The organism is Marinifaba aquimaris (assembly GCF_013328345.1).
Taxonomy (GTDB): domain Bacteria; phylum Pseudomonadota; class Gammaproteobacteria; order Enterobacterales; family Alteromonadaceae; genus Marinifaba; species Marinifaba aquimaris.
Genome location: NZ_JABULX010000020.1, coordinates 1 through 25,281, shown reverse-complemented (window position 1 = coordinate 25,281; position 25,281 = coordinate 1). Strand labels below are relative to the sequence as shown.

Sequence of the window (25,281 nt, the reverse complement as noted above, 5' to 3'; positions counted from 1 at the left end):
TTGTGAATTTAACGCGTCAAGCTCTTGCTAACCCAACGGCGGTTATTGTTGGCATCTTAATGGTGGTGATGTTTGGCATCATCAGCTTGATGAGGCTGCCTGTTCAAATGACCCCTAATGTTGAAAGACCACAAATAACGGTACAAACAAATTGGCGCTCTGCGTCACCTGAAGAGGTTGAAGCCGAAATTGTTGAGCAACAAGAAGATGCTCTCAAAAATGTGCCAGGCTTAGTCAAATTAGAAAGTTCTTCATCGCAAGGCCAAGGCCAAGTGACGATGCAATTTGATGTTGAAATGGATTTACAAAGAGCGTTGGTTGAAACCATGAATCAGCTCAATCAAGTTCCTCGATATCCCACAGATGCCGAGGAGCCTGTGCTGTATGTTGGTGCAGGAGAGTTTGATGGGGCCATCGCTTGGTTTGCGATCCAAACGATTGAAGGTAATAAAAAAGATATACGCTCTTATCGTGATTATGTTGAAGATGTCATTCAAACTCGGATCGAACGCATCTCTGGTGTTTCTAAAACTAATGCTTATGGTGGTTTAGAACGAGAGCTACAAATCATTTTTGATCCTAACAAACTTGCAGCTGTTGGGATCGGTATCGATCAGTTGGCAGGCCGATTAAATGGCGTTGAAGATACTTCAGGTGGTTTTAGTGACGTTGGTCGAAGAAAGTACACATTGCGCTTTAAAGGAAAGTACGAGGTAGAAGATTTCGCGTCTATGGTGCTGACCACTTATGAAGGTCGTCCTGTTATGTTATCGGATGTTGCTGAGGTGGGTTACCAATTACAGGATGAATTTGGTGTGCTTTACCAAATCGGCTCTAAAGGGATTGCGATGAATGTCATCCCTGAAAACGGTGTCAATGTGCTCGAAATCATGGATGAAATCAAAGCAGAGGTTGCTGAGCTCAATAGAGAGATACTACCAAAAGCTGGGTTAACACTGACCCAAGTCTATGATGAAACCACTTACGTAACCGATGCGGTTGATCTGGTCACGACTAACTTAATTCTGGGTATTTTATTAGCCGTCGGCGTGCTTTGGTGGTTTTTAAGAAAATTCAGGGCAACCATTATGGTTGCGGTGGCTATTCCTTTAGCGCTGACGACGACGTTTGTTATTTTCGATATGTTTGGTCGTACGCTCAACATCATTTCTTTAGCCGGTTTGGCTTTTGCTGTAGGCATGGTATTGGATGCTGCCATTGTCGTACTTGAAAACATTGTTCGATTGCGTGAAAACGGTATGTCAAAGTCAGAAGCGGCTTTAAAAGGCGCTTCGCAGGTTTGGGGGGCGTTACTCTCTTCAACCGCAACAACAATCGCTATTTTTATTCCTATCTTATTTTTGAAAGACGTATCAGGGCAATTATTTGGCGACTTAGCACTTGCAATCACCGTTGCCGTTATCAGTTCGTTATTGGTCGCAGTGCTCATTTTGCCGACAGGCAGCGCCACCATATTGGCTAAAGTACAAGACAAAGACCCACACGAGCACTGGTGGGATGGCATCGCTGATCGCATTATGAAAATAACCTCAAGTCCAACTAAGCGTTGGGGATGGATTGTTGGTTTAATGTTCACGTCTGTCAGTATTACGTTGACTTTATTTCCAACGGCTGACTATTTACCAAAAGGTAATCAAAACCTCATTTTTGGCTTTGTTTTGCCACCACCTGGTCAGTCTGTTCAGGCTGCAAAAGCCGAAATTGGTGATGTGTTATCTGAGCGAATGAATGAACTATATGAAGGCAATCAAGAACCCAAAGTTAGCAACTACTTCTTAGGGTTATTTGGTAGCTTTGGTTTTGTCGGTGCCGTTGCCGAAGATCCGAAAGATTTACCGCAACTCGTTGGAAAGATGAATGGCGAAATTTTACAAGGCTTCCCTGATACCATTGCTTTTGCTAGTCAAGCTGAGATATTCGGTCGCTTAGATGGCGGTCGCTCCATTGATATGGATATACAAGCCAGTGAAATTGGTACGGCGTTACTCGCAGCTAAAATGGGATTTGCGAAAGTTATGGAAGTGATGCCAACCGCTCAAGCGCAGCCTGTACCTGGGTTAGAACTTGCTGAACCAGAATTAAGGCTTCACCCCAATGAACGAAGAATCATAGAGTCAGGCTTGAGCCGAGGTGATATCGCCCAAGTGACTAATGCTCTTGGTGATGGTTTATTCTTAGGTGAGTACTTTGATGGTCAAAATCGCACGCGCATGATGCTGCGAGCTCCTGAGTGGACAACGCCAGAGCAATTAGCTGCAACGCCAATTTATACGCCAAATAGCGGTGCTTTACCGTTATCTGAACTCGTGACACTTGAGAGAACCGCAGGGCCAAATCAAATAAGACGTGTAGATAGAAGACGCACCATTACTTTATCTATTACACCACCGGATCAAATGAGTCTTGAGCAAGCGATTGAACTTCTGAAAAAAGAAGTCGAGCCTGTGATCATGTCACAACTTCCGTCTGATGGTTCAGTAACCTATCGCGGAAGTGCTAAAGCTCTCGATAGCACCTTAAAAGAGATGTCTGGTAGTTTTGCACTGGCTTTAGCGATTCTGTTTTTATTGATGGCCGCTTTATTTAGGTCATTTAAAGATAGTTTGCTAGTTGTCTTGGCTTTACCTTTAGCCACGTTTGGTGGGGTAGCCATGCTGCAAATTACTAACTTATTCATCTTCCAACCTATGGACTTATTAACCATGATTGGCTTTGTAATTTTACTTGGCTTAGTGGTCAATAACGCCATATTACTGGTGCATCAAACCCGCCAATCAGAGCGTGAAGGTATACACCGAAAAGATGCCGTGCGCCTTGCAGTTAGATTAAGGTTGCGTCCTATCTTAATGAGTACATTAACCAGTTTATTTGGTATGTTGCCGTTATTACTCGTACCGGGTGCCGGTGCCGAGTTATATAGAGGCATTGCTGCGGTTATTGTTGGCGGTATGTTAGTAAGTACGCTATTTACGCTTATTTTCTTACCTAGCTTGCTGCGTTTGGGAGAAGAAAGCTTTGAAGTCAAAAAGGTTCAAAGCGTACTGGACGATGAATTGAATCCTGCATAATTTGCATATGAGTGAGCCCATTTGTTATAAATGGGCTTTATCATTTAAAAGACGGATTTGATATGTCAACAGGATGGATACTCGGTATCTTACTAATTTTATTAATTTTTATAGCAATAAGTGTTTATAACAAATTAGTGAGGTTAAAAAATCTTTACTTGAATGCTTTCTCGCAAATAGAAGTTCAGCTTGAAAGACGTTACGACCTTATCCCTAATCTAGTTGAATCGAGTAAAGCTTACTTAAAACATGAAAGTGACGTACTCGAAAGGGTTATTCAAGCAAGAAATAATGCCCACTCATCCTTAGTTAATTGTAAAAATAACTTATCAACAAAGCACGTGCTTGATAACTTAAACCAAGCTGAAGCAAGTTTATCCCATGCTTTTCGGCAATTCAGTATGCTTGTTGAAAGTTACCCTGAACTGAAAGCAAACGAGACAATTCAGAGCTTGATAGAAGAATTAAGTAATACCGAAAATAGAGTCTCTTTTGCAAGGCAAGCATTTAATGACTCTGCGATGTTTTACAATAGTTTTAGGCAGTCTTTCCCCGCTGTAATATTGGCGGCTAGTTTTGGGCACTCTCAAAATGTAGAGTATTTTCAAACAGAAAATAAAGCAGAGAAATTAAAAGCGCCTAAAGTCTCGTTTTAAAAACAAGATGCTTTTTTTTCATACACAAAGAGTAGCAAAGCGTAAAACTGCTCTACTACTCATCTTATTTATCTTCACCTTTTTATGTTTGGTTTGGTTGGCTCACCAAGTTATTTTTTTCTTTATACCAAATGATGAGACCTTTAACTTCGTTAACTGGCTTTATCATGGCGATACAGGTGCAGACACTCAACAAATTACCAGCTTATCAGTTGGCCTGACTGTAACTTGTGTGTTTTCAACATTATTGGCAATTGCTTACAAGTTTATCCAGCTATCAAAAGATGGCTGTGCAATTGCTTCTGATCTTGGTGGGAAGCGCATCTTACCAAATTCTACTCACCCTCAAGAGAAGGTGCTAATAAATGTCGTCGAAGAAATGGCAATTGCGGCCAGTATTCCTGTTCCTCAAATTTTTATTCTCCCCGGTTAAGGTAGTATTAATGCACTTGCCACGGGCTATTATGATCACAGCGCTGCTATTTGTATAACAAGGGGGGCTATCGAAAAATTAGAAAGGGATGAATTACAAGCAATAGTCAGTCATGAACTCGGGCATATTATCAATGGTGACAATCGGCTAAATGTTCTGATGGCTTCTGTATTATATGGTATTTCTTTTCCCGGAATTTGGGCTGAATACATTCTCAATAGTGCAGTATTTAGTCGAAACAAAAGTTACTCTTTTATTTTTTCTAGTCAGGTTTTATCTGTATTTGCCTTTTTTATAGGTATTTTTTTAATTCTTTTTTGCTGGATAGGTACTGTATTTGCAGATCTTATAAAAAGTGCGGTTTGCAGACAAAGAGAGTTTTTAGCTGATGCGTGCAGTGTTCAATATACTCGCAACTCTGAATCTTTGATTAGAGTGTTTAGGCTTATTGCTGGACAACAGACTAAAACGTTTTCTAATACAACTAGTGCTCATTTTTATAGCCATTTCTTTTTCGACCGAGCAGTTAACCCTTGGTTAAATATATTTCCTACTCATCCAAGTTTAATTAAGCGTGCAAAAAAAGTTGATCCTTATTTTGTAGGAAAATTAATAGAATTGGAGCGAAGTGTTGGACAATCTTATTTGGCAACATCTTATATGGTTAACAGGCAAGTCGTCAGAAATGTACATAGGCCTGTTTTTGATCAAGTAAGAACGCAGACAAACTCAACGATGAGTTTTGAAAGAGTTGTTGAAGGAATTAGCTCTGAATTAGTCCACATAGCCCATGAGCCTCATGATGCAAGAATTTTAATTTACTGTTTATTATTAAATGAAAATTGTGATGTAAGGTTAAACCAGCTTAAGCAACTAAAGCTGTGTTTGAGCAAAGACGAATTTATCCAGCTTGATCGAATTGAAAGTCAGGTATCAGGGCTTAAGGTCAAGCAGCAGTTCAACTTAATTGAAATGGTAATTCCGGTTCTTCACACAACATCGAGTAGGCAGCAAAAAAATATCAGCGATACTTTGGGTGCTTTAATTAAAGTAGATAGTAATGAGCCTGAATTTAATAATCTCTTGCATTGGGCAATCTTTGAGCTGTTATATCAGCATTTAAACCTTGAATATAAATTAAATTTAAAACTAAGTAGAGCTGATGCCATTCAGTTGTTATTGAATACTCTATCTTCGGTTGGCCACTCTGACGAAATTAGTGCGGAAATAGCTTTTGAAAATGCATGTCAGATATTAAAAGAAGAGGCGTTAAGCTATCAATTTACAAAATTAGATTTTAGAGAGCTATCATCTGCTTTAGCAGCTGTTTCTAATCTACCTAAAAGGCGGAAATTTTTACTCTTGAAAGCGTTTAAAACCTGTATTGAGCAAGATAACTCAGTAACGGAAAATGAAAAAAATCTACTACTTGTTTTTAAACTGAGGCTCGACTTACCAGAGGTGCCTTTTTAATGATCGGCCTTGGTGTAACTAATGCAAAAATAGAAGTTTATATTGCGAATCGTCCCCCTTTAATGCCATATGGAGCGTTAGATGACTGTCACCTTTTAGAGGATGGTGAAATTAAATTTATTGCGGATAAAACGGGAAATCATTGGCGCAAAGTGTTTAATGTATTTGCAAAGTTTAGATACGCACTCAAAAATGATTGGTTTGACGATCAAACTAAGCATTTTAATACCTGGCAAAACTACCGAGATGAGCGGCTTTTACAGATTAATTCTGATACGAACTTGAGATTTGATGCCATCGATGCATTATCGACACAAAGTAACACTATCAGGTTGATCGCGGGAAAACAGTATGCCGAGCAATTATTAATATCTGCTGATTTATCCGTGATTTGGCTAAATGAGAGTTTTGCTATTAACCCTCAGCAAAGAATTATCGTCTGTCCATACTTTGATTATCGCCAGCTATCTAATATTAAAATTGCGTTTTTGATTGAATTGATTAACCAATATTTTACTGAGCAGTAACGACTCATTCTAATCTTCTCAATAAAGCTGATTGGCTTTTCTGAACTTACCTTCATAATCAAAAATGTAGTCTTTGACTAGCCAGGGGGCTTTTTCTTTGTTTTTGGCTTTCTTATCTTTGTAGGCAATAACAAAGTCAGGTGCAACGAATAAATCTTGGCTTTTTATTACCTCATCGGCACTACTAAACTGTCTTGGTGTCTGGGCGTTGTTAAAACGACTACCAAAGTGTTGGTTGAAGTGTTGGGCACGTTTTTTGTGAATAAATTCAACACTTTCACTAATTGTAAGTCCGTCTTCATCGTGATAACTAATTTTCAGTTTGCTGGTGCTCAGAGCTTCAAATGTCACACCTGAACAACGCATGACTAAAGCGCCTTTTAAATTTAAAGCCTCACGCAATTGCTCGTCTGGATCGATTATCGCACCTCCACAACTATGGCATTTTCGAGCGGCGATATCGTTTTCCACATTACAATGCGGGCATTGTTTGAATTTAAATCGGTACTGGCAATCAAAGCGTTCAACGGTGCCGTTATCGTGCTCGAACTCTTCATAACCCCAGCAACGTCTGCCATAGTGCTCAATTACATTATTATCTTTATCAACTTTACCCCAAAAGGTGTTAGCAAAATCGCAAAGTGGGCATTTAACCATGACAGGTTGGCTATCTGAATTTGGTTTTTTTTCACCTACTTCAGGTAGAAAAATGTCATAGCCATTACCCGCATAATCAATCACTAAGCAATCTTTTTTATTTGGAGCAAGCCTTAAGCCTCGGCCGACAATTTGTTGAAATAAGCCAATAGACTGAGTGGGTCTAAGCAGAGCGATATAATCGACATGCGGAGCATCAAAGCCTGTTGTCAAAACAGATACATTAACCAAAAACTTGAGTTGTTTGGCCTTAAATGCATTGATTATTTCATCGCGTTCTTCGAGTTTGGTATTGCCTGTTACCAATGCTGTTTGTTCTTTTGGTAGGTAAGATACAATTTCTTGTGCGTGTTCGACGGATGCTGCAAATATCATCACGCCTTGCCTTTCTTTTGCTAACTCAAGTATGTGCTGGCAGATACCCTGAGTAACCCTAGGATGCTTTAGCACTATTTTATTAACTTCAGCAAAATTAAACTCACCTTGGTTATTTGTCTTTAATTCAGAAAAGTCATATTCCTCTACTGCTGCATTTATTTGAATAGGCGGTGTTAAATAGCCTTTTTTAATTAAATGAGATAGGGGGAACTCGAATATGCATTTAACAAAAGGGGTGGGGTGTTCACTGCGCTTGATACCGAAGTAATGATATTGATAAATCCAGCCCATCCCCATCCTATAAGGCGTGGCGGTTAACCCCAAAATTTTGAGCTTGGGGTTCTGCTGTTTTAAATGACTAAATACGACTTGATATTGGGTTTCACTTTCGTTTTTATCTTTGTTGGCATATTTTATTCGATGACATTCATCGACAATGACCAATGAATAGGCCTCAGTAAATTCGGCTAAGTTGGGACCGACCGATTGAATACTGGCAAATGTGACTTGATGTTGGGTTTGCTTTAGTTTTAATCCAGCTGAGTAAAGCCCTGCTGTTAATCCATAGTTTTGATATTTTTGATGGTTTTGTTCAACCAGCTCTTTAACATGCGTCAGAACAAGAATGCGGCCTTTTGCCAGTCTGGCTAGTTCTGCTATTACCAAGCTTTTACCTGAACCGGTTGGCAATACAATGACTGCCGATTCGTTGCTTTGTTTGAAGTGATTGATAGTAGCGTCAACAGCTTGCTGCTGATAATCACGAAGTTGAACCATAGTTGATACGTTTAGCGTTTTTTCGTTATTTTACTGATTTGAATTGATGGTGTCAGCGTCAAAGTTTTATATCGGCAAAATGTTGATATCGCGTTTAATCTTGATACAGTTTGCTGATAATAATCGCCAATAAATAAAAAGAGGGAACACCATGGCATATGATTATGGTTCGACTGGGTTAGGAATAAAGAATCCTTACAAAGTCGAAGGGGTGATCAGACTTAGCGCAGGTATTTTAGTTAGCTTATTGGGCTTGTATAGCTTGTTATCAGTCCCTAGCTTGGTCGAACAAGACATGGTTACTGGATGGATCTATGCCTTATTTGGTTTAGGCCTTTTGGTAATGGGTTTAAAACGTTGTGCATTTGGTGCATTCCAATTATTTAAGTTTTTTGTCGGACGTTCTGTACCGACTTCCTTAGCCTATAACTACACTCGCTCAGAAAAAGACAATGCCAATGCTGAAAAGCCCTATGTGGCTTACGATAGCGATGATCTGGAAGGCATGTTAATGGGGCGCAAAAACTCAACCTTTACTGAACCTGAGGGCTGGCTTTCTCGTCTTATCCACAGTCTGTTGCCTAAGCTGGTTTTTTTGCCATATCCGGTTAGAAATATTACTCAAGATATCATCAGTGTTTTAGTAACCACTTTAGTCGCTTTTATTGCCTTTGGTTTGGCGTCGTTTGTTTCCGCTTCTGGCTTAGCTGGCGAAGCAGGGCATATTATAACGCCTATTTTTTCTATCCTACTTTTGGTTTATTTAGTATTTGCTTGGCGCAGTGTTGCAGAAGAAATTCACCTTGGCCGTGTGACACGAATGCACGCAAAAGGCGCGACGAGTTTGGCAAGAGTGCTCGCCTTTTCAATTTTATTTCCTGTCTTTATAGGCATTATTTACCATTATGCGAAACAAGCACTACCACAAATGTCCTCACAAGACGTGGCTTGGAGTCAAGACATTGCTGATAGTATTGAGATTTTCTCTGCTTGGGGCAGTTTAGCCTTATTACTATTGTTGGCAGCTTTTGCCTGTGGTTTGGTACTGAGCTTAGTGTTCGCTAGAACTAAATTGGTACAGCCGCAAACAGAAGTCAGTGAATATCGAGAAAACTTACAAGAATCCGTTCATCCCAATGAAGTTTTTATCAATATAGAAAATATCGTGTTGGCGAATCGCCGCTATCGCGAAATACCTAACCGTACCTATCGTGATTTTGATCCTATCTTGAATGAACAAAGCCAAGGAAAAGGGGCTTTTTCTGGTGAGTTGCTGATAGAAACGCAGCCGGAGTACGCCCCCATTAAATTTCCTAAACAAGTGGAACTCACCCGTCTGGCAACAAGTATCTGCGGACAATTATTTTTAGTCATTGCTGCATTTATATTTTACTCATTAGCTGCTGATGTGACACAGCTGGTTTCTTTGGTTAAAGAAACCGCCAATTTAAACAATCCATCTGATAACACGGTATTAGATTATATTGAACAGGGCTCTGTGCTTATCGTGGGGGTATTAACAACCGTTTTTGCGTGGCAAATTTTTACGTGTATTGGGCGGATACTAACAAATTCAGCACATGTGTTTTGGAGTGAAATGCAATTTGAATCTTTACTGATGTATATGAAAACTGAAGGCACGTTTACAGAGTCTAAGATAAGTACGGGGATGGCAATTCATGATTCTACTCGTTCTGAAAACGTGGTGGTCAGAAGCTCAATCACGCCGTGGATTGTTAGCTCGCGTATTGTATCGAGTACTTTTGCTACCAGTGGCAGTGCAAACTTAGAACTGCCTAGGTATATCATGTCACTTAGGAAGAACGACCAAGAATTAGATGGAATTGTAGGAGAAATTAAAGGCTTCTTGCAGGGTAGAGAAACTATAGCTGGTTTTAAAAATACCGCCGACTTACAAAATGCGGATAATATTTTGCAAGTCAATCAAGCTAGCCGACAAGCAAATGAACCTATGACGCTTTCTGAAGCAGAAAAAGCGGCAGGCGCTTTAAGAGATAATCAAGTAGAAAAAAACGATAAATAAAAAACAAGCCCTTATTAATGATTGTTAATAAGGGCTTAGCTATTTTTGTTTAAAAGCGGACTTGATTTAATTAGCTTGGGCGCGCTTTTCTTGCCTTTGGCGCCAGTGTTTTCTGACTGATTGTCGCCAAATAACTTGTATTCCAAAGTAGCCAATAATACTGGCGGTCGATGCACAAACCAAACAGCCCACCAAGAACGTCGGACCTATTGTTGATAAGCTTTCGACCAACCATTGCCAACTCAACTCAAAAGCAAAATCTTGACCTGTGGGGCCCATCACCAATTCGCCCACTAAATATGCCGCGTAGAAAATAGGTGGCATGGTCAAAGGGTTGGTGATCCAGACTAGCGCAATTGACAGGGGTAAATTAACCTTAAAAGCAATGGCACCAAATGCTGATAACCACATTTGAAACGGAACTGGAATAAACGCATTAAACAAACCAAGTGCAAATGCGCCAGCAACTGACCGTCTGTTTAAACACCACAAATTAGGGTTATGGAGAAGAGAACCAAAAATTTTCAGAGATTTTTGCTTTTTAATCGTATCGTGATCGGGAATAAATTTTTTTATCGTTTTTTTCGGCATAAATATACTCAAGCGCCTGTGCGTCAATTTAAAGCGACCACCTATTTTAGCTGCTTTGTTTTTTCAGCTATTGCTGGTTGCTTCTGGCCTTGGCGGGTTAGCTTTTATGAAATTTCAATTTTGCTAATGATAACGGCTTTATCTGTTTTGATTAAGCGTTTTTCGTTAAGCTTTTGTTGTATTGGGTTTAGTTTCATCTTTTTCTGTCAGATTAACTATCTCTCTGGTCAGTTATTGCCTAGTGATATCAAAAATGACTGGTGGGTGACAGGAAAAGTGGCCGCGCTTGAACGCAAACAGCATAAAGTAAAATTTAACCTCCATGTTACTTCGGTTTCATCTGCCCAAACGTCTGATATTAAAATCAATTCAAATTTAGCAGCGATAAAAAAAGTCAGATTGACTTGGCATCAAACGGAACACCTTGTTAACGAAGGTGATGTCATTCGCGCTAAAGTGAAGTTAAAGCCTGCCTTTGGTACATATAATCAAGCGGGGTTTAACTATCACCAATGGCTGGTAAGCCAATATATTCAAGCAACGGGTTATGTGAAAACACTTGATGTATTAACAAGATATGAAAACTCCCTCGCTAATTGGCGAGCACAACATCATTTGTTCGTAACAGAGCTGACTTCAAAGCTTGAGCAGCAAGGCTATTTGCTGGCACTCAATTCAGGCCAAAGAGATAAATTGAGCAGTACCGATTGGTCCTTGCTTCAACAAACGGGGACTGCTCACTTAATGGCGGTGTCTGGTTTTCATGTTGGTCTTGTTTACCTATGGGCTTATCTGATTGTGTTAACCATAATCAAAGTAAAAAGGGCAGTACAGTATCAATTTCAGCCAACATTCCATTTTGCATGTAAACCACAAAAAATAGCGGCTTTTACTGGGCTTAGTATTGCATGGCTTTTTGGTTTTTATACTGGTTTAGCCCTGCCAGCTTTAAGAGCTTGTGTGATGTTAAGCGTATTTATTAGTTTCTATCTGTCAGCACGACATACCAGCGTGTGTTATCGACTCGTGCTAAGTGCCAGTATTATTTTATTAATTGATCCGTTTGCACCTTTATCCATCTCTTTTTGGTTATCTTTTATTGCCGTTGGTATTTTAATAATCAGCTATCGAATTTTTACCTCCCACCTAGCCCAGACACAAAGCCAAGATTTCTCGAAATCGTCTTCCACTGATTGGTTTAGAAGTGTATTTCATCGTTTGGGTATAAAAATAATGGGTCTTGTTGCAATACAAGTCTTACTCTTCTTGCTGTTTATTCCTGCTCACTGGTTACTTCTTGGGCAGGTTCAAACAATTAGTATTGTGGCTAATTTATTGTCGCTACCTTATTTGAGCTTAACCGTTATTCCTTTGAGTATTTTGGCTGTTCCATTGAGTATTGTTAGCCAAGCACTCTCTTTTGATTTGTTAGTGTTAGCTAATGCGTTGATGGAATTGAATATCAAATTATTATCGCGTTTACAGGCTTCAGATTTAAATGTTCAGCTTATCTTAAATCCATTTGATTTTGTCTCTAGTGTCGTTGCTATGTTACTGGTATTAATTTGCTTACTTGTGTTTACTTCGCGTTTTAAATTGATTGCGCTGTGTTTACTGGGCTTGCTGTTTATTCCTCACTCTCAGCAAGGACTAAAAATACATATGTTGGATGTGGGGCAGGGAACGGCTATCGTAATTGAAAATAATGCCGAGGCGGTGCTTTATGACACTGGCGCAAGTTTTCAATCGGGGTTTAACTTTGCACAAAGCACCATTGCTCCTTTTTTAAAGCAACGCAGACTGTCACTTAAAGCGGTTATTGTTAGTCATACCGACAATGATCATTCTGGCGGAGTTGCTTATTTAAATAAACACTTTGCTGATATTGACTGGCTGTACAGTAAAGCGCCTAAGCAATTGAGTTTGACTGGGCAATCTCAAGGCCATATATGCACTGAAGGACAAAGGTTTAATTGGCTAAATCTAAATTGGCAAATTATTGCGCCAAAATCGAGCTGGCTGAATGACAATAAAATAAACGATAATAACTTATCTTGTGTGGTCAAAGTAACAGATGACACTTTGACATTATTACTAACAGGCGATATTGAAAGCTGGGCAGAAAAGCAGTTAATTAAACACCATCAATCTAAACTCAATGCTGATATTGCACTCGTACCTCATCATGGCAGTAAAACATCGTCATCAAGCGTTTTTGTCCAAAGCATTCAGGCCCAGCACTGGTTGGTGAGCCGCGGGCGTTTCAATCGTTTTGGCCATCCGGCAGATGATGTTGTACAAAGGTTACAGCAAGTTGGCGGTCATATTTGGGATACAGGGCACAGCGGTCAAGTCACTTTTAACTTCAGCAATGGTCAGCCAACTAAAATAAGCGTTCAGTCTTATTTGGAAAAATGGCCAACAAAATGGTGGCAAAACTCACTGACTAGCAATTGAGTAGATTAACTGGCACTCGCAATTTTTATCACTTGGTATAGAATACGCATCACTTGTTATTAATTAAGCTAATTCATGTCGGCTATAGAACCATCTGAACGCCATCAAACTCAAGCCGATGGTGCGCAATTACAGCAACCTCGTCATTTTCGTCGCCTTTTCTCTTATGTTGCTGAATACAAATTTATATTTTTTATCGCTATTTTAGGTATGTTGGGTTATGCCGCTATCGATGTGTTTTTCCTATCTAACATTGAAAAATTCATCGATGACGGTTTGACAGCAAAAAATAGTGATCTGCTATTTAAAATGGGTTTAGCCATCCCTGCTATTTTTTTAGTGCGCGGTATCTCTAACTTCGTTAGTACTTATGCACTTGCTTGGGTGGGTAATCAAGTGGTTGCTAAAATTCGTCAGCAAACCTTTAATCACTTAATGCATTTACCGGTGAGCTTTCACGATCAACATTCAACTGGCGAACTCATTTCTAAAATTACTTACGATACCGAGCAACTAAACAACACCTCTTCCAAGGCGCTTACTATCATGATACGTGAAGGGGCGTTTGTCATAGGTCTGTTAGCTTGGGTGTTCTATTTGAGCTGGCAGCTCTCCTTGGTTTTTCTAATTTTGGGACCTGTTGTGGCCATCATTGTAAAAACCGTCAGCAAGCGCTTTCGTCAAGTCAGCCGAACCATTCAAAATGCAATGGGTGGCGTAACATCGACATCAGAGCAAATGCTCAATAGCCACAAAGTGGTGTTAACGCATGCAGGGCAAGAAATTGAAGCGAACAAATTTGCCAAAATAAACAATGTAAATCGTCAGCAACAACTGAAACTGGTATCGACGCGTGTGATGAGTGTGGCGGTGATTCAGATTATTGCCTCTTTTGCCCTTGCCACTGTACTGATTATCGCGAGTAAGCCCGAATTTTTACAGTCATTGAGTACAGGTACATTCGCCACCGTCTTAACCTGTATGATGATGATGTTAAGACCTTTAAAACAGCTGACAACCGTTAATAGTGAGTTTCAAAAAGGACTCGCCGCTTGTGCAAGTGTTTTTGCCGTGCTTGATCAAGAAGCAGAAAAAGATCAAGGTTCAAAAGAACTAGAGCGTGTAAAAGGCAATATTGAGATCAAGGCGCTAACTTTTACTTACCCTAACGCAAAAGAACCTGCCCTCAAAAATGTTAATTTGAGTATCCCCGCAGGCCATACACTCGCACTCGTTGGTAAATCAGGAAGTGGTAAATCGACCTTATCTAACTTAGTCACTCGTTTTTATGACATTGAACAAGGTCAAATTTTAATTGATGGCAATGAAGTCAAAAGTGCCACGCTTGCCTCTTTAAGGAAGCAATTTGCTATTGTGTCGCAAAGCGTAACGCTATTTAATGACACAATTGCTAATAACATCGCTTATGGCCTAGGTGATAATGTTTCTTCTGAGCAAATTATTGCAGCAGCACAAGCTGCCCACGTGCTTGAGTTCACCGATAAAATGCCTGATAAGCTCGATACCATTGTTGGTGAGAACGGCGTGATGTTATCTGGTGGCCAAAGGCAGAGAATTGCAATTGCACGCGCTATTTTACGTGATGCACCTATTTTAATTTTAGATGAAGCGACCTCTGCGCTGGACACTGAATCAGAAAGGCATATCCAACAGGCTATTGATGAGCTGAGACAAAATAGAACCGCAATTGTGATTGCTCATCGTTTATCGACAATTGAAAATGCAGATACCATTGCAGTTGTCGATCATGGTCAAATTGTTGAAAAAGGCTCACATCAAGCCTTACTTGATAAAGGCGGTTATTATTCTGCTTTGTATCAATTGCAGTTTGGCAGTAATGAAAACAATTGATAAAGCCAAGTTAACACCATGATCTGGATAGAAAAAGCTTGGTATAAAAAGCACTTTAGCTTTTATTTGTTATTGCCATTTGTACCCTTGTTTTGGCTGCTTTCCAGTCTCCGCCGCTTGTGTTTTAAATTAGGCTTGAAAAAAGCGGATAAACCCAATATTCCCGTTCTTGTCGTGGGTAATATTACCGTTGGTGGTACAGGTAAAACACCTATGGTGCTGACTTTAATTGAACTTGCTCAAAAACAGGGTTTTGTTCCAGGTGTGATCTCTCGCGGTTATAAAGCTCAATGCCAACACTTTCCTCATCTTATTAAAGATACTGATACAGCCAATTTTGTCGGGGATGAACCTAAGCTTATTGCGGTTCGTGCCAATGTACCTGTTGTTATAGGTGCAGACCGTGTTGCTTCTGCTCAATTATTAGCAGATATTGGCTGTAATTTAGTGATATGCGACGACGGTCTTCAGCATTACCGATTAGCGCGGGACCTTGAGCTTATTTTATTAGACGGTAACCGATTATTGGGTAATGGGTGTTTATTGCCAGCTGGACCATTACGAGAAGGAAAATGGCGTCTAAAAACAACTGAGTTTGTTATTTATAACCATTTAGCAAGTCAGCCTCTTCACTTTAACGTTATACCAGATGAACCTAGGCCCTTATCGAAAAATACGGCATCGGTTGATATCAGTAAGGTACATTGGCAAGTTATATCAGGCATTGGTAACCCTGAGCGTTTCTACCAATCGATTAAAGAACTTGGCTTGACCATTGAAAGTAAAAAAAGCTTTATTGACCACCACCAATTTACAGAGCAGGATTTTACTGCTTATCGCGGTAAAACTGTGCTTATGACAGAAAAAGATGCCGTCAAGTGTCGAGATTATGATCACGGCAATCTATGGTATTTACCTATTTCAGCTAAACTTAGCCCAGAATTAATGGTTAAATTAACTGACCAGTTAGAGGAATTAAAACAACGTTATGGCCTTTGATAAAAAATTATTAGAAATCCTAGCGTGTCCAGTTTGCAAAGGTAAATTGGAATACGACCAAGACAAAAATGAGTTAGTAAGCCGAGCTGTTAAGCTCGCTTACCCAATTAAAAATGATATCCCTGTATTAATCGAAGCAGAGGCTAGAGCGCTTAGCTTAGATGAGTTGGAGTCTTAGTTTATTATGAGTTACACCATCGTCATTCCTGCCCGATTTGCTTCAACACGCTTCCCTGGCAAACCTCTGGTTGAAATTAACGGTAAGCCGATGATTCAGCATGTCTATGAAAGATGTGTGGCAACGAATGCAAGACAAGTTATTGTCGCTACAGATGATAAGCGCATTGAAAGTGTCGCAACAGCTTTTGGTGCAACCGTATGCATGACAAGCGATAAACATGAATCAGGCACAGAGCGCATTGCTGAAGTGATTGAAAAATTCGCGCTCGATAAAGATGAAGTGGTTGTTAATGTGCAAGGTGATGAGCCATTTATTCCCGAGTCCATCATTGCTCAAGTAGCTGAAAACCTAGTTAACCGCCCGCAAGTGAATATGGCGACCCTATCTGTGCCGATTGAGGATGTTGAAGAAGCCTTCAACCCAAATGCGGTTAAGGTGTTAACGGATACAAATGGTTTTGCCCTTTACTTTAGCCGTTCAACTATTCCGTATGATAGAAACCGCTTTTTGAAGGCCAAAGAGGTGACAGAAATTGGTGACTTTTATCAACGCCATATTGGTATATACGCCTATCGTGCTGGTTTTGTGAATCAATATATCAGTTGGCAGCCCAGTGCACTTGAGCAAATTGAATCTTTAGAGCAATTAAGAGTACTTTGGTATGGGGAAAAAATTCACGTTGAGCAAGCTAAAGAAACGCCTCCCCCTGGTATCGATACCCCTGAAGACCTAGAGCGTTTACTCACTGTAAATTAAGGTTTTGACAAAGTAGCTGATTAAAAAGTATTTTTTGGTCAGCTTTTAAGCTTTGTTTGTACTTTTTATATCAATTTTAATTGAGGATAAATCTATTTAAATCATAATTAATCTTAAAAATACATGTTGGCTGCTTTTTTGTACCAATCAGTTTTTATTAGGATTTTATGATGGAACGCGCTAAAAAATCTTTTCTGACCACTTCCTCACTGGTTTTTGCTCTTACAAGTTTTCACGCTTTTTCAAATGAGCAGAGCACTGCATACCAAGACGTTAATAGCTTTGGCGGCCCAGCTGAAACAGGCGCTATTTTAGAAGGTGATAATCAGCCCAAATATCCACACTTTAGAGTACCTAGCCTAGATGGCTCGATGAATAGCTGGCAAGCTTATAAAGATAAGATTGCTGAAGATACAGGTTTTAAATTTGGTTTAGACTTTACTTCCATTTCACATACTTTAAGTGACACACTTGATGGTACTGAAGATAGTGCACATTCATACGTAGCAAGATTTTATGGCAAGTGGGCACTGGTAAACAAAGACAATCAAAATACAGGTTCATTGACATTTAAAGTCGATCATCGCAATGCATGGGGCAATGAATTACCCGTTGCTTCATTAGGGGGAAATGCCGGTTACTACAGTCAAACAGCTTACCTATTTAGTGATAAAGGTAACTTGTTGGTTGATCTGAATTGGCAACAAAAGCTCAATGATGGCAAGACGGGTTTTATTGTTGGAAAGTTTGATCCCAATGACTTTTTCGACGTGTTGGGCTACGCCACTCCTTGGACCGCATTTAATAATCTAGACACCTCACTCAATATGTCGATTGCACTGCCTGATAATAGTTATGGTTTTGGTGCAGGGCACTGGTTATCAGATAACTGGTATTTACTCGGTGCTGTTAATGATGCCAATGGTACTGTGGATACTAATGACCCATTTGAAGAGGGGTTTGACGAGCTATATAAAACCGTTGAACTTGGTTGGTCTCCTTCTGCTGATGAGCGGTACTTTAAAAACTTTCATGTAACTTTGTGGCAAATGGACGATCACACCGCTTATGGCGAGTCTAATACTCAGCGAGATGGTTCTGAGGGTATCGTTTTTGGAGCTAACTGGACTTGGGATCTTGAGTGGATGCTTTTTACTAAATTTGGCTTATCAGATTACAACAGCGAGTCGGTGAATAACCCTCAGCTTTACGAAAAAGATGTTAAGTTAGGTTTTTTAAAATATTTTAAGCAGCGTTCCGATTTGCTTGGCGCGTCCGTTTCGCATGGCATTTTACCCGATGAATTTGTCGATGCGCTTGGTACCCATGACAGCCAAACAACTTTAGATATTTTTTATCGCATTCAGCTTGCTCAACGAGTTGCCATTACACCCAATTTACAGTTTTTAAAAGTCGCTGATAAATCAGTCGATGACACAAAAGTTTTTGGCATTAAATTTCGTATCACTTTGTAGTGGTTAACGTGAATATTAATTAGGAAAAATGATGAGTTTAAAACACAAGTTTGGATTAGTTTTGGGCCTATTGATTTCAAGTCAGCCGGTTTTTTCAGAAGCTTTAGATGCCGATAAAGCAGCTAAAGAGTTAGCAAACCTGCACTCGCGAGTTTGAACTACAAAAATCAATACACCGAGTTTAATGATGATACGAACCAGCTTTCTACATTATTTCAACCCGTGCTGCCTTTTACACTTGAATCAGGTGCTAAGGTCATATTTAGACCTGCCATACCTGTTATTTGGGATAATGAAAGGAATGATGACGCGGGGCTTGAGAGTAATGGTATTGGCGATATCTCTTTTGACCTAGCTTATGCTGTGAAAACATCTGATCCTTCAGTTTTGTTGGCATACGGTATGATTGCATCTTTACCGACTGGTACCGATGATTTTGGTGGAGAGACCACGTCCGTTGGACCAGAGTTACTGTATGGCAAGTTAAGCAAAACATACATTTGGGGATTATTTCCTAACCACCAATGGGATGTCGCAGGAGATATTAAAGTTAATCGAACTTCTTCTCAGTTTTTTTCAATTTGGTTACCAGGTGGCGGTTGGGCATATGGCACGTCTCCCACGTTGAGCTATGATTGGGAAACAGACCAAGCAACGGTTCCTCTCAATTTAACTGTTTCAAAAACGGTGATGCTCGCAGGGCGGTCTTGAAAGGTCGGTGGTGAAATTAATTACTACATCGAATCGGATGATGAATTTGGGCAAGACTGGATGATAGGTTTTAACATTACTCCAGTTGTAGAAAACTCACTTATTCACTGATTTAAATAAAGCAAAAGGCATTTCAAATTGAAATGCTTTTTGAAGCACTTGGCCCAATTGATATGCTGGGGGCTGCAACATTAAGGCTAAAAGCCATGAAAAGTTTCTTAGATGCTTTTTAATCGTCATTCATTAAGGGAAACGAAAAACGACTCTAACGGCGTCATTGATATCTTTTTCACTGACATAACCGATATAAAAAGGATTAGACTCTACTTGTTTAACTATCTCATTAGAGCTGAGCTGTCTAGGCGGCTTAGCTTTACCTGAAAACAGCATTTTCGACCAGTAAGCTTTTACTTGAACAGATGAGCGACTAAGAAAATACTGATTAAACTGATCTTGCAATGCCATTGAATTGGGTTGTAAAACAATGGCCTTTTCGCCTGTAGTAAATGACTTAATACGGCCAATATACATCCTAGAAATACTGACCTTATCAAAGCTAGCTTCGTTATTGGCATTGACAATAACAACCATCTTTTCCTGAGCAAAGCACAGTGGGCTGAAAATCAAACAAACTATTAATAGTAATTTTTTCAAAACTGTTCCTGTACCTAGAATATTAAATCTATGCCAATAGTAAATAAGATGGCATCACTTTTATCTTCACCGTTATCTTGGTGGTACTCTGAGTTAGAAAATTCAAAATTAGCCAAACTACTAGTCAGTGCTGCCTGCGGGTGAAAGTCATATCTAAAGTGTAGTGACGTTGCCTCAAACTCAGTAATTTCTGAAACTAAGTCATTAATCAGCATTAGCTTAGCTTGGGTAATTGGGTTTTCTACTTTGTAGAAACTTGTTGAATCGTTAATTTGTCTATTTTGCTCTTGTGAAAGCGCAATTTGATATTCACCAAATTTTCTACCCAGTGTCATTTGCCAGGCTTCATTTTTTTGGTCGATAGAATTAAAAGCGATTAAACTAGTAATTTCTGAATTGGCAAACCAAGGTCCTTTTTCGTAATAAATACCGGCCATTAAATAGCGAACACTTGTTTCTGTATCAGACAGGTAAATTCTCTTGAAATCATAATCTTGGGCGACAAGTTCATCGTATACACCTACTTGTCTGAGTAGACCATCAATAAGCTTGTGATCATATTCTTCACTTTCAAAAGTGGTATGTGTCATGCCAGCAAAAAGTGTTAAGCCATCATTTTCTACTTCGATTGAAAGTTGTAGAACAGAATCAATATCGGTTTGCACATTACCGGCAGCTTGGGTCACTATATCTCCATCCCAGCTACCAAAACTAGACACAATTTGGTAGTGCCATTGGTCGTAGTAATTCTGATAATTAAATCTGATACCCTCAATAATAGAGATATCTAGTGGTAGGTAAACCGCTGGAGACAGCCTAGATAAATTGTGCACGTAGCCGATATCTACTGTATCTGAATTGCGGAAAATAGGGATGTTAAATCTACCTGCCAAAATTTGGCTGTGATCATCAAATTGATATTTGATATATGCCCACTGCGCTTCAACATCAAAATCATTGTCACCTTTTGCCATTAACTGAACTGCTGCAGATAAATTGTTACCTAAATCTGTATCCGCTTGGATTGCAAATAAGCTTTCTTTTTTCAGCGTGAAGTCTTTATCTTGGTATCGGTTAAAGTAGATAGGGGTGTTTAAATCGTCACTTAAAAAACCACCACGGATACTAGCAAACCCTGACCATTCTATTGTTTGATTAGCAATAGCGGTAGAACTAAATAAAACGGAGAGTAGGAAGGCAATTTTCGCTTTCAATGTATGTTCCTTTCCAATAAAAAGCACTTAGTTTACTTTGCTTGAATAAACTAATTATGATTGTAGTCGATAGGCTGACTATATGACAAAATTATAGTCGCCAAGTTATGTATTCTGTAGTTATTTCAATTGTCGCATACAATCATGAACTAATATATAGTAAGAATATGGAACAGTGTTTGCTTAGACCATTAAGAGTTAATCAATATTGAGCAAATATTGGCAATTTTTTGACGCCAGTTTTATCGGGAATGACAATGCGCTTACAAAGACGAATGACTTTAGTATTATTTTCTGTTTTGCTACTGAGTTCGCAGCTTCTTTTACCTAATGTTTCTTTTCTTCCTGAAGCTTATGCGCAAGGCATGATGATAAGAGGAGCAAAAGAGACTGATAATGGTTTATCTGGTAAGACTTATGGTCCTGTAACACCTTCCGATACGCTGTGGCGCATTGCTGAAAAAGTAAGACCGAGCAAAGAACTCTCTACATACCAAATTATGGTGGCGCTGTACCAAGCAAACCCGCATGCATTCCAAGAAAATAATCTAAATCACATTCGTTACGGCTCCACTTTAGATATTCCTACCGTGGCTGCAATGCGCAAAGTAAGCAAGTTAGCCGCGAGACAAAAATCTGACTTGGATGATGAACTTTGGGCCAATAAACAACGGAAACTTGCTGCCGCTAAAGCTGACCCTGAAGAAAGTAAGCGGCAAACAAATGCCAAACAGGCTGATGTTGAGCAAGCTAAAATACAACTTGAAGATAAAATAACGATCCTTCAAAACGAGCAAGTTGAATCCTACAAAATCATGAAGGAGCAATTTGCAACTTCACTTGAAAGCATTCAAATTTTGCTAGAGGAAAACAACCGACTTAAAAACCGCCTTGCTTCAGTTAATGAAGAAGTCGTTTCTTTAAAAGAGCAAGTTGGTCAAGATAGTGAGTTACAAAAGCAAGTTGAACTGATACTTCAACAACAAACCGAAGAAATTGAAGCACAAAAGGTAAAAGAACAAGAAAGCTCAGACAATGTGTTTGCAAGTATCATTACTGCCATAAGTAATAATCTTATCTATCAAATACTTGCCGGTATTATCCCTGCATTGTTGCTAAGTGCTGGTTTGTTTTTTTGGTTAAAGCGTAAAAAAGAGGATAGTGCCGCTCCTGAGCTAGAATCACAAAAAACAGCAGAAACGTCGCTAGACGACGAATTAGATTTTAATCTCGATGATGGTTTAGATACCAATGAACTCGTTGCTGATGAGCTTGATGAAGCCGTTGATGATCTTCTCGTCCCTGATGATGACTCAATTCAATTGGATGATGACTTACTTTCTGATTCACTAGATGAAATGACTGATGATTTATCAGATGATTTACTGCTTGATGACGATGTACAGCCACCGCCTGTTGAGGAATCTGCAGATAGCCTTGTCTATGAAGAAGATGATGATGACTTACTCGCCGTTCCGGATGACGCCATCGATGATGACGAAGAAGATATCAGTGGCATGCTCAATCAAGATGACCTTGATGATTTACTTTCTGGTGCGATGGGCGATGATACATTAGCGGATGTTGCTGAAGGTGATATCGATGCTTTACTCGACTCGGCTACAGATGATGAAGAAGGTACAGAGGAATTATCACAAGACGAACTTGATGCATTACTAAGTGGTGATGGATCTGATGACAGTGATGTTGCTGAACTTGATGATATCGATGCGCTATTAGAGAGCAACGAGCCTGATTCGGAATTACAAGCTGACGTCGGCGATGATGACGATATGCTTGATGCTTTATTGGATGAAGATATTGGTGATCTTGGTGCTGAAATTGATGAAGATAATATTAGCGATGAGATTGGTGTTGGTGAGCTACTCGATGAAGATGTGGAAATTGAAAAGCCAGTTAAATCAGACACAGTACAAGCTCAGCAAGATCTAGAAGGTGAAGTAGCAGGGCTAGATGATATCGATGCCTTATTAGCTGAAAATAGTGCAGATGAAGCGGGCACTGATGATGTAGATGATATTGATGCGTTATTAGCTGAAAATAGTGCAGATGAAGCGGGCACTGATGATGTAGATGATATTGATGCGTTATTAGCTGAAAATAGTGCAGATGAAGCGGGCACTGATGATGTAGATGATATCGATGAGTTATTAGCTGAAAATAGTGCAGATGAAGCGGGCACTGATGATGTAGATGATATCGATGCGTTATTAGCTGAAAATAGTGCAGATGAAGCAAGCACTGATGATGTAGATGATATCGATGAGTTATTAGCTGAAAATAGTGCAGATGAAGCGGGCACTGATGATGTAGATGATATCGATGCGTTATTAGCTGAAAATAGTGCAGATGAAGCAGGCACTGATGATGTAGATGATATTGATGCGTTATTAGCTGAAAATAGTGCAGATGAAGCGGGCACTGATGATGTAGATGATATCGATGCGTTATTAGCTGAAAATAGTGCAGATGAAGCAAGCACTGATGATGTAGATGATATCGATGAGTTATTAGCTGAAAATAGTGCAGATGAAGCGGGCACTGATGATGTAGATGATATCGATGCGTTATTAGCTGAAAATAGTGCAGATGAAGCGGATTCTGATGATGTAGATGATATCGATGCGTTATTAGCTGCAAATAGTGCAGATGAAGTGGACTCTGATGATGTCGATGATATTGATACGTTATTAGCTGAAATTAATAAAGAAGCGGATTCTGATGATCTAGATGATATCGATTCGTTACTTGAACAAAGTACAGAAGCTGACAGCGCAAAAGAGATAGAAGACGCTTTTTTTGAACAGGAGAGCTCTGATTTAGATGGTGAGCTAACAGATGATCTCGATTTTGATGCCTTATTAAATGAAGTAGGCGATGACTCAAGTAGTGACGATGTAGATACTCAATCTGTCGATGAGATGCTTGCATCATTAGATGAAGATGCTGCTACCAATGATACGGAACACTTGGATTCAGATGATGATTCCATATTAGATCCTTCAGGTGAATTTGAGCAAGCTACCAGCTCTATTGATGAGCTTGAAGTTGCAACAGATGACTTGCTTCAGTCTGAATCAGACGAAAATATTGAAGCGCTTACTCAAGGGGATGACGATACGTTACCGGAAAATGAACAGGATTCACTTTCGGTTGATGTCAGCGAAGTTGAAGAAAACGCTATTGAAGAGCTTGACACTTTCGAGCATACAGAACCAGAAATTGCTGACGAATATGAAGAGTTTTCAAAGCCAGTCAGTGAAGAGCTAGTAAGTGAAGAAACTGATTTACCAGATGAGTTATCACTTGAAGCTGAGCTCGAACAGGCACCAATGCCAGTCGATGAATGGTCAACCGAATCAGAAAGTACTGATGAAAGTTTAGTTGCAGAGGAAAACCTATCTGGACCATTAGCAACTGAAGATAATCTCGAGCTTGCTGAATCCATGGAAATGGATGAGCTACTTGAGGAGCAGCCAAGTCCTGAATTTGACGAGGCTTTTGCTGAACCCGAAACTGTTGATGAGCTCGCTGATACATTAGTTTCAGAAGATGAGAGTCCTGCTAGCGAGTCTGTTGATACGATTGACATTGATGATGACTTTACAAATACCGAACAAATCCCCGCTGATGAAGATGCTATTTTGGCTGATGATTCGGAACACGCTGGAGCAGGTTCAATCGAGCCGTCTGCTGAAGATTTAACCATATCAGCAGATGTGCCTGAAAACAGCACTCTTGATACTGAAGACGGTTTGGCAGAACAATCCTTAGATACTTTAACAGAAACCGAAACAGATGACTTATCGCTAGACATTACCGGTGAATCGTTTGATGAAGTAGATGATGTTCCTAGCTCGGGTGAAGAATCGCCACAAATTGATGACCTTGATATTGAACTTGACGATTTACTGGATGAAAGTGAGGAACTGACAGGTTCTACAGTTGCTGAACTTGAATCATTAATAGATTCAGACACAGATAATTTAGACATCGCAGAAGAAAACTCAGTTTTAGATACACCAGTTGAAAATTTAGCATCCGAGCTTGACGTAAATGAAGAGCGCGAGCTTGAACTACCCGTCGAGAGTGATTCAAATGCCTTTCAAATAGACGACGTAGCAGATTTAAATTCTGAATTAGAGCCGGGTTTAGCGGCAGTTGAAAGTGAAACGCTAAATGATGAGGTTGAAGTTGAAAAAGAGCTTGCATCTGGACAGGCCGACATAGAAGCTTTTGCAGAGCCAGAGCCAGAGCCAGAGCCAGAGCCAGAGCCAGAGCCAGAGCCAGAGCCAGAGCCAGAGCCAGAGCCAGAG

18 protein-coding genes are annotated in these 25,281 nt (G+C 39.8%); 14 read left to right on the top strand and 4 right to left on the bottom strand.

The genetic code is table 11. The features are described 5' to 3' along the window. Positions 1-2: 2 nt before the first annotated feature. The 5 genes from HR060_RS12730 to HR060_RS12710 all read left to right on the top strand — a co-directional run bounded on the left by HR060_RS12730 (position 3) and on the right by HR060_RS12710 (position 6,178). A complete protein-coding gene (locus HR060_RS12730; RefSeq protein WP_174200678.1) occupies positions 3-3,089 on the top strand; it encodes an efflux RND transporter permease subunit in 3,087 nt (1,028 codons plus the stop codon). 62 nt (positions 3,090-3,151) lie between these two features. Next, positions 3,152-3,745, top strand: a complete 594-nt coding sequence (locus tag HR060_RS12725) for a LemA family protein (RefSeq protein ID WP_174200677.1) — start codon at positions 3,152-3,154, stop codon at positions 3,743-3,745. A gap of 7 nt (positions 3,746-3,752) precedes the next feature. Beyond that, positions 3,753-4,178 carry a hypothetical protein gene (locus HR060_RS12720; protein WP_174200676.1) on the top strand — a complete coding sequence of 142 codons (426 nt, stop codon included), beginning with the start codon at positions 3,753-3,755 and terminating at the stop codon, positions 4,176-4,178. A gap of 6 nt (positions 4,179-4,184) precedes the next feature. Then, positions 4,185-5,651 carry a M48 family metalloprotease gene (locus tag HR060_RS12715; RefSeq protein ID WP_174200732.1) on the top strand — a complete coding sequence of 489 codons (1,467 nt, stop codon included), beginning with the start codon at positions 4,185-4,187 and terminating at the stop codon, positions 5,649-5,651. Further along, on the top strand, positions 5,651-6,178 hold the full coding sequence (locus HR060_RS12710) for a DUF6942 family protein (protein WP_174200675.1): 528 nt from the start codon (positions 5,651-5,653) through the stop codon (positions 6,176-6,178). Before HR060_RS12715 ends, HR060_RS12710 begins: the two co-directional genes overlap by 1 nt. 18 nt (positions 6,179-6,196) lie before the next feature. Here the strand turns inward: HR060_RS12710 and radD are convergent, their stop codons facing one another. Continuing rightward, positions 6,197-7,990 (bottom strand): DNA repair helicase RadD, encoded by a 1,794-nt coding sequence (radD, locus tag HR060_RS12705; RefSeq protein WP_174200674.1) that lies wholly within the window; start codon positions 7,988-7,990, stop codon positions 6,197-6,199. A gap of 151 nt (positions 7,991-8,141) precedes the next feature. Here radD and HR060_RS12700 point away from each other — a divergent pair, with 151 nt between their 5' ends. Beyond that, positions 8,142-10,034: a hypothetical protein gene (locus HR060_RS12700; RefSeq protein WP_174200673.1), complete on the top strand. Its 1,893-nt coding sequence runs from the start codon at positions 8,142-8,144 to the stop codon at positions 10,032-10,034. 66 nt (positions 10,035-10,100) lie between these two features. Here the strand turns inward: HR060_RS12700 and HR060_RS12695 are convergent, their stop codons facing one another. Continuing rightward, positions 10,101-10,625: a DUF2062 domain-containing protein gene (locus HR060_RS12695; protein ID WP_174200672.1), complete on the bottom strand. Its 525-nt coding sequence runs from the start codon at positions 10,623-10,625 to the stop codon at positions 10,101-10,103. Here HR060_RS12695 and HR060_RS12690 point away from each other — a divergent pair. The 7 genes from HR060_RS12690 to HR060_RS12660 all read left to right on the top strand — a co-directional run bounded on the left by HR060_RS12690 (position 10,536) and on the right by HR060_RS12660 (position 19,076). Beyond that, entirely contained in the window at positions 10,536-13,082 is a 2,547-nt protein-coding gene (locus HR060_RS12690) for a DNA internalization-related competence protein ComEC/Rec2 (RefSeq protein ID WP_281362615.1), read from the top strand. The two genes, HR060_RS12695 and HR060_RS12690, sit on opposite strands and share 90 nt — an antisense overlap. Before the next feature lie 75 nt (positions 13,083-13,157). Further along, positions 13,158-14,954 (top strand): lipid A export permease/ATP-binding protein MsbA, encoded by a 1,797-nt coding sequence (gene msbA / locus HR060_RS12685; protein ID WP_174200670.1) that lies wholly within the window; start codon positions 13,158-13,160, stop codon positions 14,952-14,954. Between the two features lie 18 nt (positions 14,955-14,972). Beyond that, positions 14,973-15,953 carry a tetraacyldisaccharide 4'-kinase gene (gene lpxK / locus HR060_RS12680; RefSeq protein WP_174200669.1) on the top strand — a complete coding sequence of 327 codons (981 nt, stop codon included), beginning with the start codon at positions 14,973-14,975 and terminating at the stop codon, positions 15,951-15,953. Beyond that, complete coding sequence (locus tag HR060_RS12675) at positions 15,943-16,131, top strand: Trm112 family protein (protein ID WP_174200668.1); 189 nt, start codon at positions 15,943-15,945, stop codon at positions 16,129-16,131. The genes lpxK and HR060_RS12675 overlap by 11 nt, the downstream gene beginning before the upstream one ends. Positions 16,132-16,137: 6 nt before the next feature. Then, a complete protein-coding gene (gene kdsB / locus HR060_RS12670) occupies positions 16,138-16,890 on the top strand; it encodes a 3-deoxy-manno-octulosonate cytidylyltransferase (protein ID WP_174200667.1) in 753 nt (250 codons plus the stop codon). A gap of 167 nt (positions 16,891-17,057) precedes the next feature. Then, on the top strand, positions 17,058-18,365 hold the full coding sequence (locus HR060_RS12665) for a carbohydrate porin (protein ID WP_174200666.1): 1,308 nt from the start codon (positions 17,058-17,060) through the stop codon (positions 18,363-18,365). A gap of 153 nt (positions 18,366-18,518) precedes the next feature. Then, on the top strand, positions 18,519-19,076 hold the full coding sequence (locus HR060_RS12660) for a hypothetical protein (protein ID WP_217434926.1): 558 nt from the start codon (positions 18,519-18,521) through the stop codon (positions 19,074-19,076). A gap of 243 nt (positions 19,077-19,319) precedes the next feature. Here the strand turns inward: HR060_RS12660 and HR060_RS12655 are convergent, their stop codons facing one another. Both HR060_RS12655 and HR060_RS12650 read right to left on the bottom strand, forming a co-directional pair. Further along, positions 19,320-19,730 (bottom strand): phosphate ABC transporter substrate-binding protein, encoded by a 411-nt coding sequence (locus tag HR060_RS12655; protein ID WP_174200665.1) that lies wholly within the window; start codon positions 19,728-19,730, stop codon positions 19,320-19,322. Between the two features lie 14 nt (positions 19,731-19,744). Further along, entirely contained in the window at positions 19,745-20,944 is a 1,200-nt protein-coding gene (locus HR060_RS12650; protein ID WP_174200664.1) for a hypothetical protein, read from the bottom strand. 257 nt (positions 20,945-21,201) lie between these two features. Here HR060_RS12650 and HR060_RS12645 point away from each other — a divergent pair. Beyond that, on the top strand, positions 21,202-25,281 hold a 4,080-nt coding region (locus tag HR060_RS12645; RefSeq protein ID WP_281362614.1), incomplete at its 3' end, for a FimV/HubP family polar landmark protein.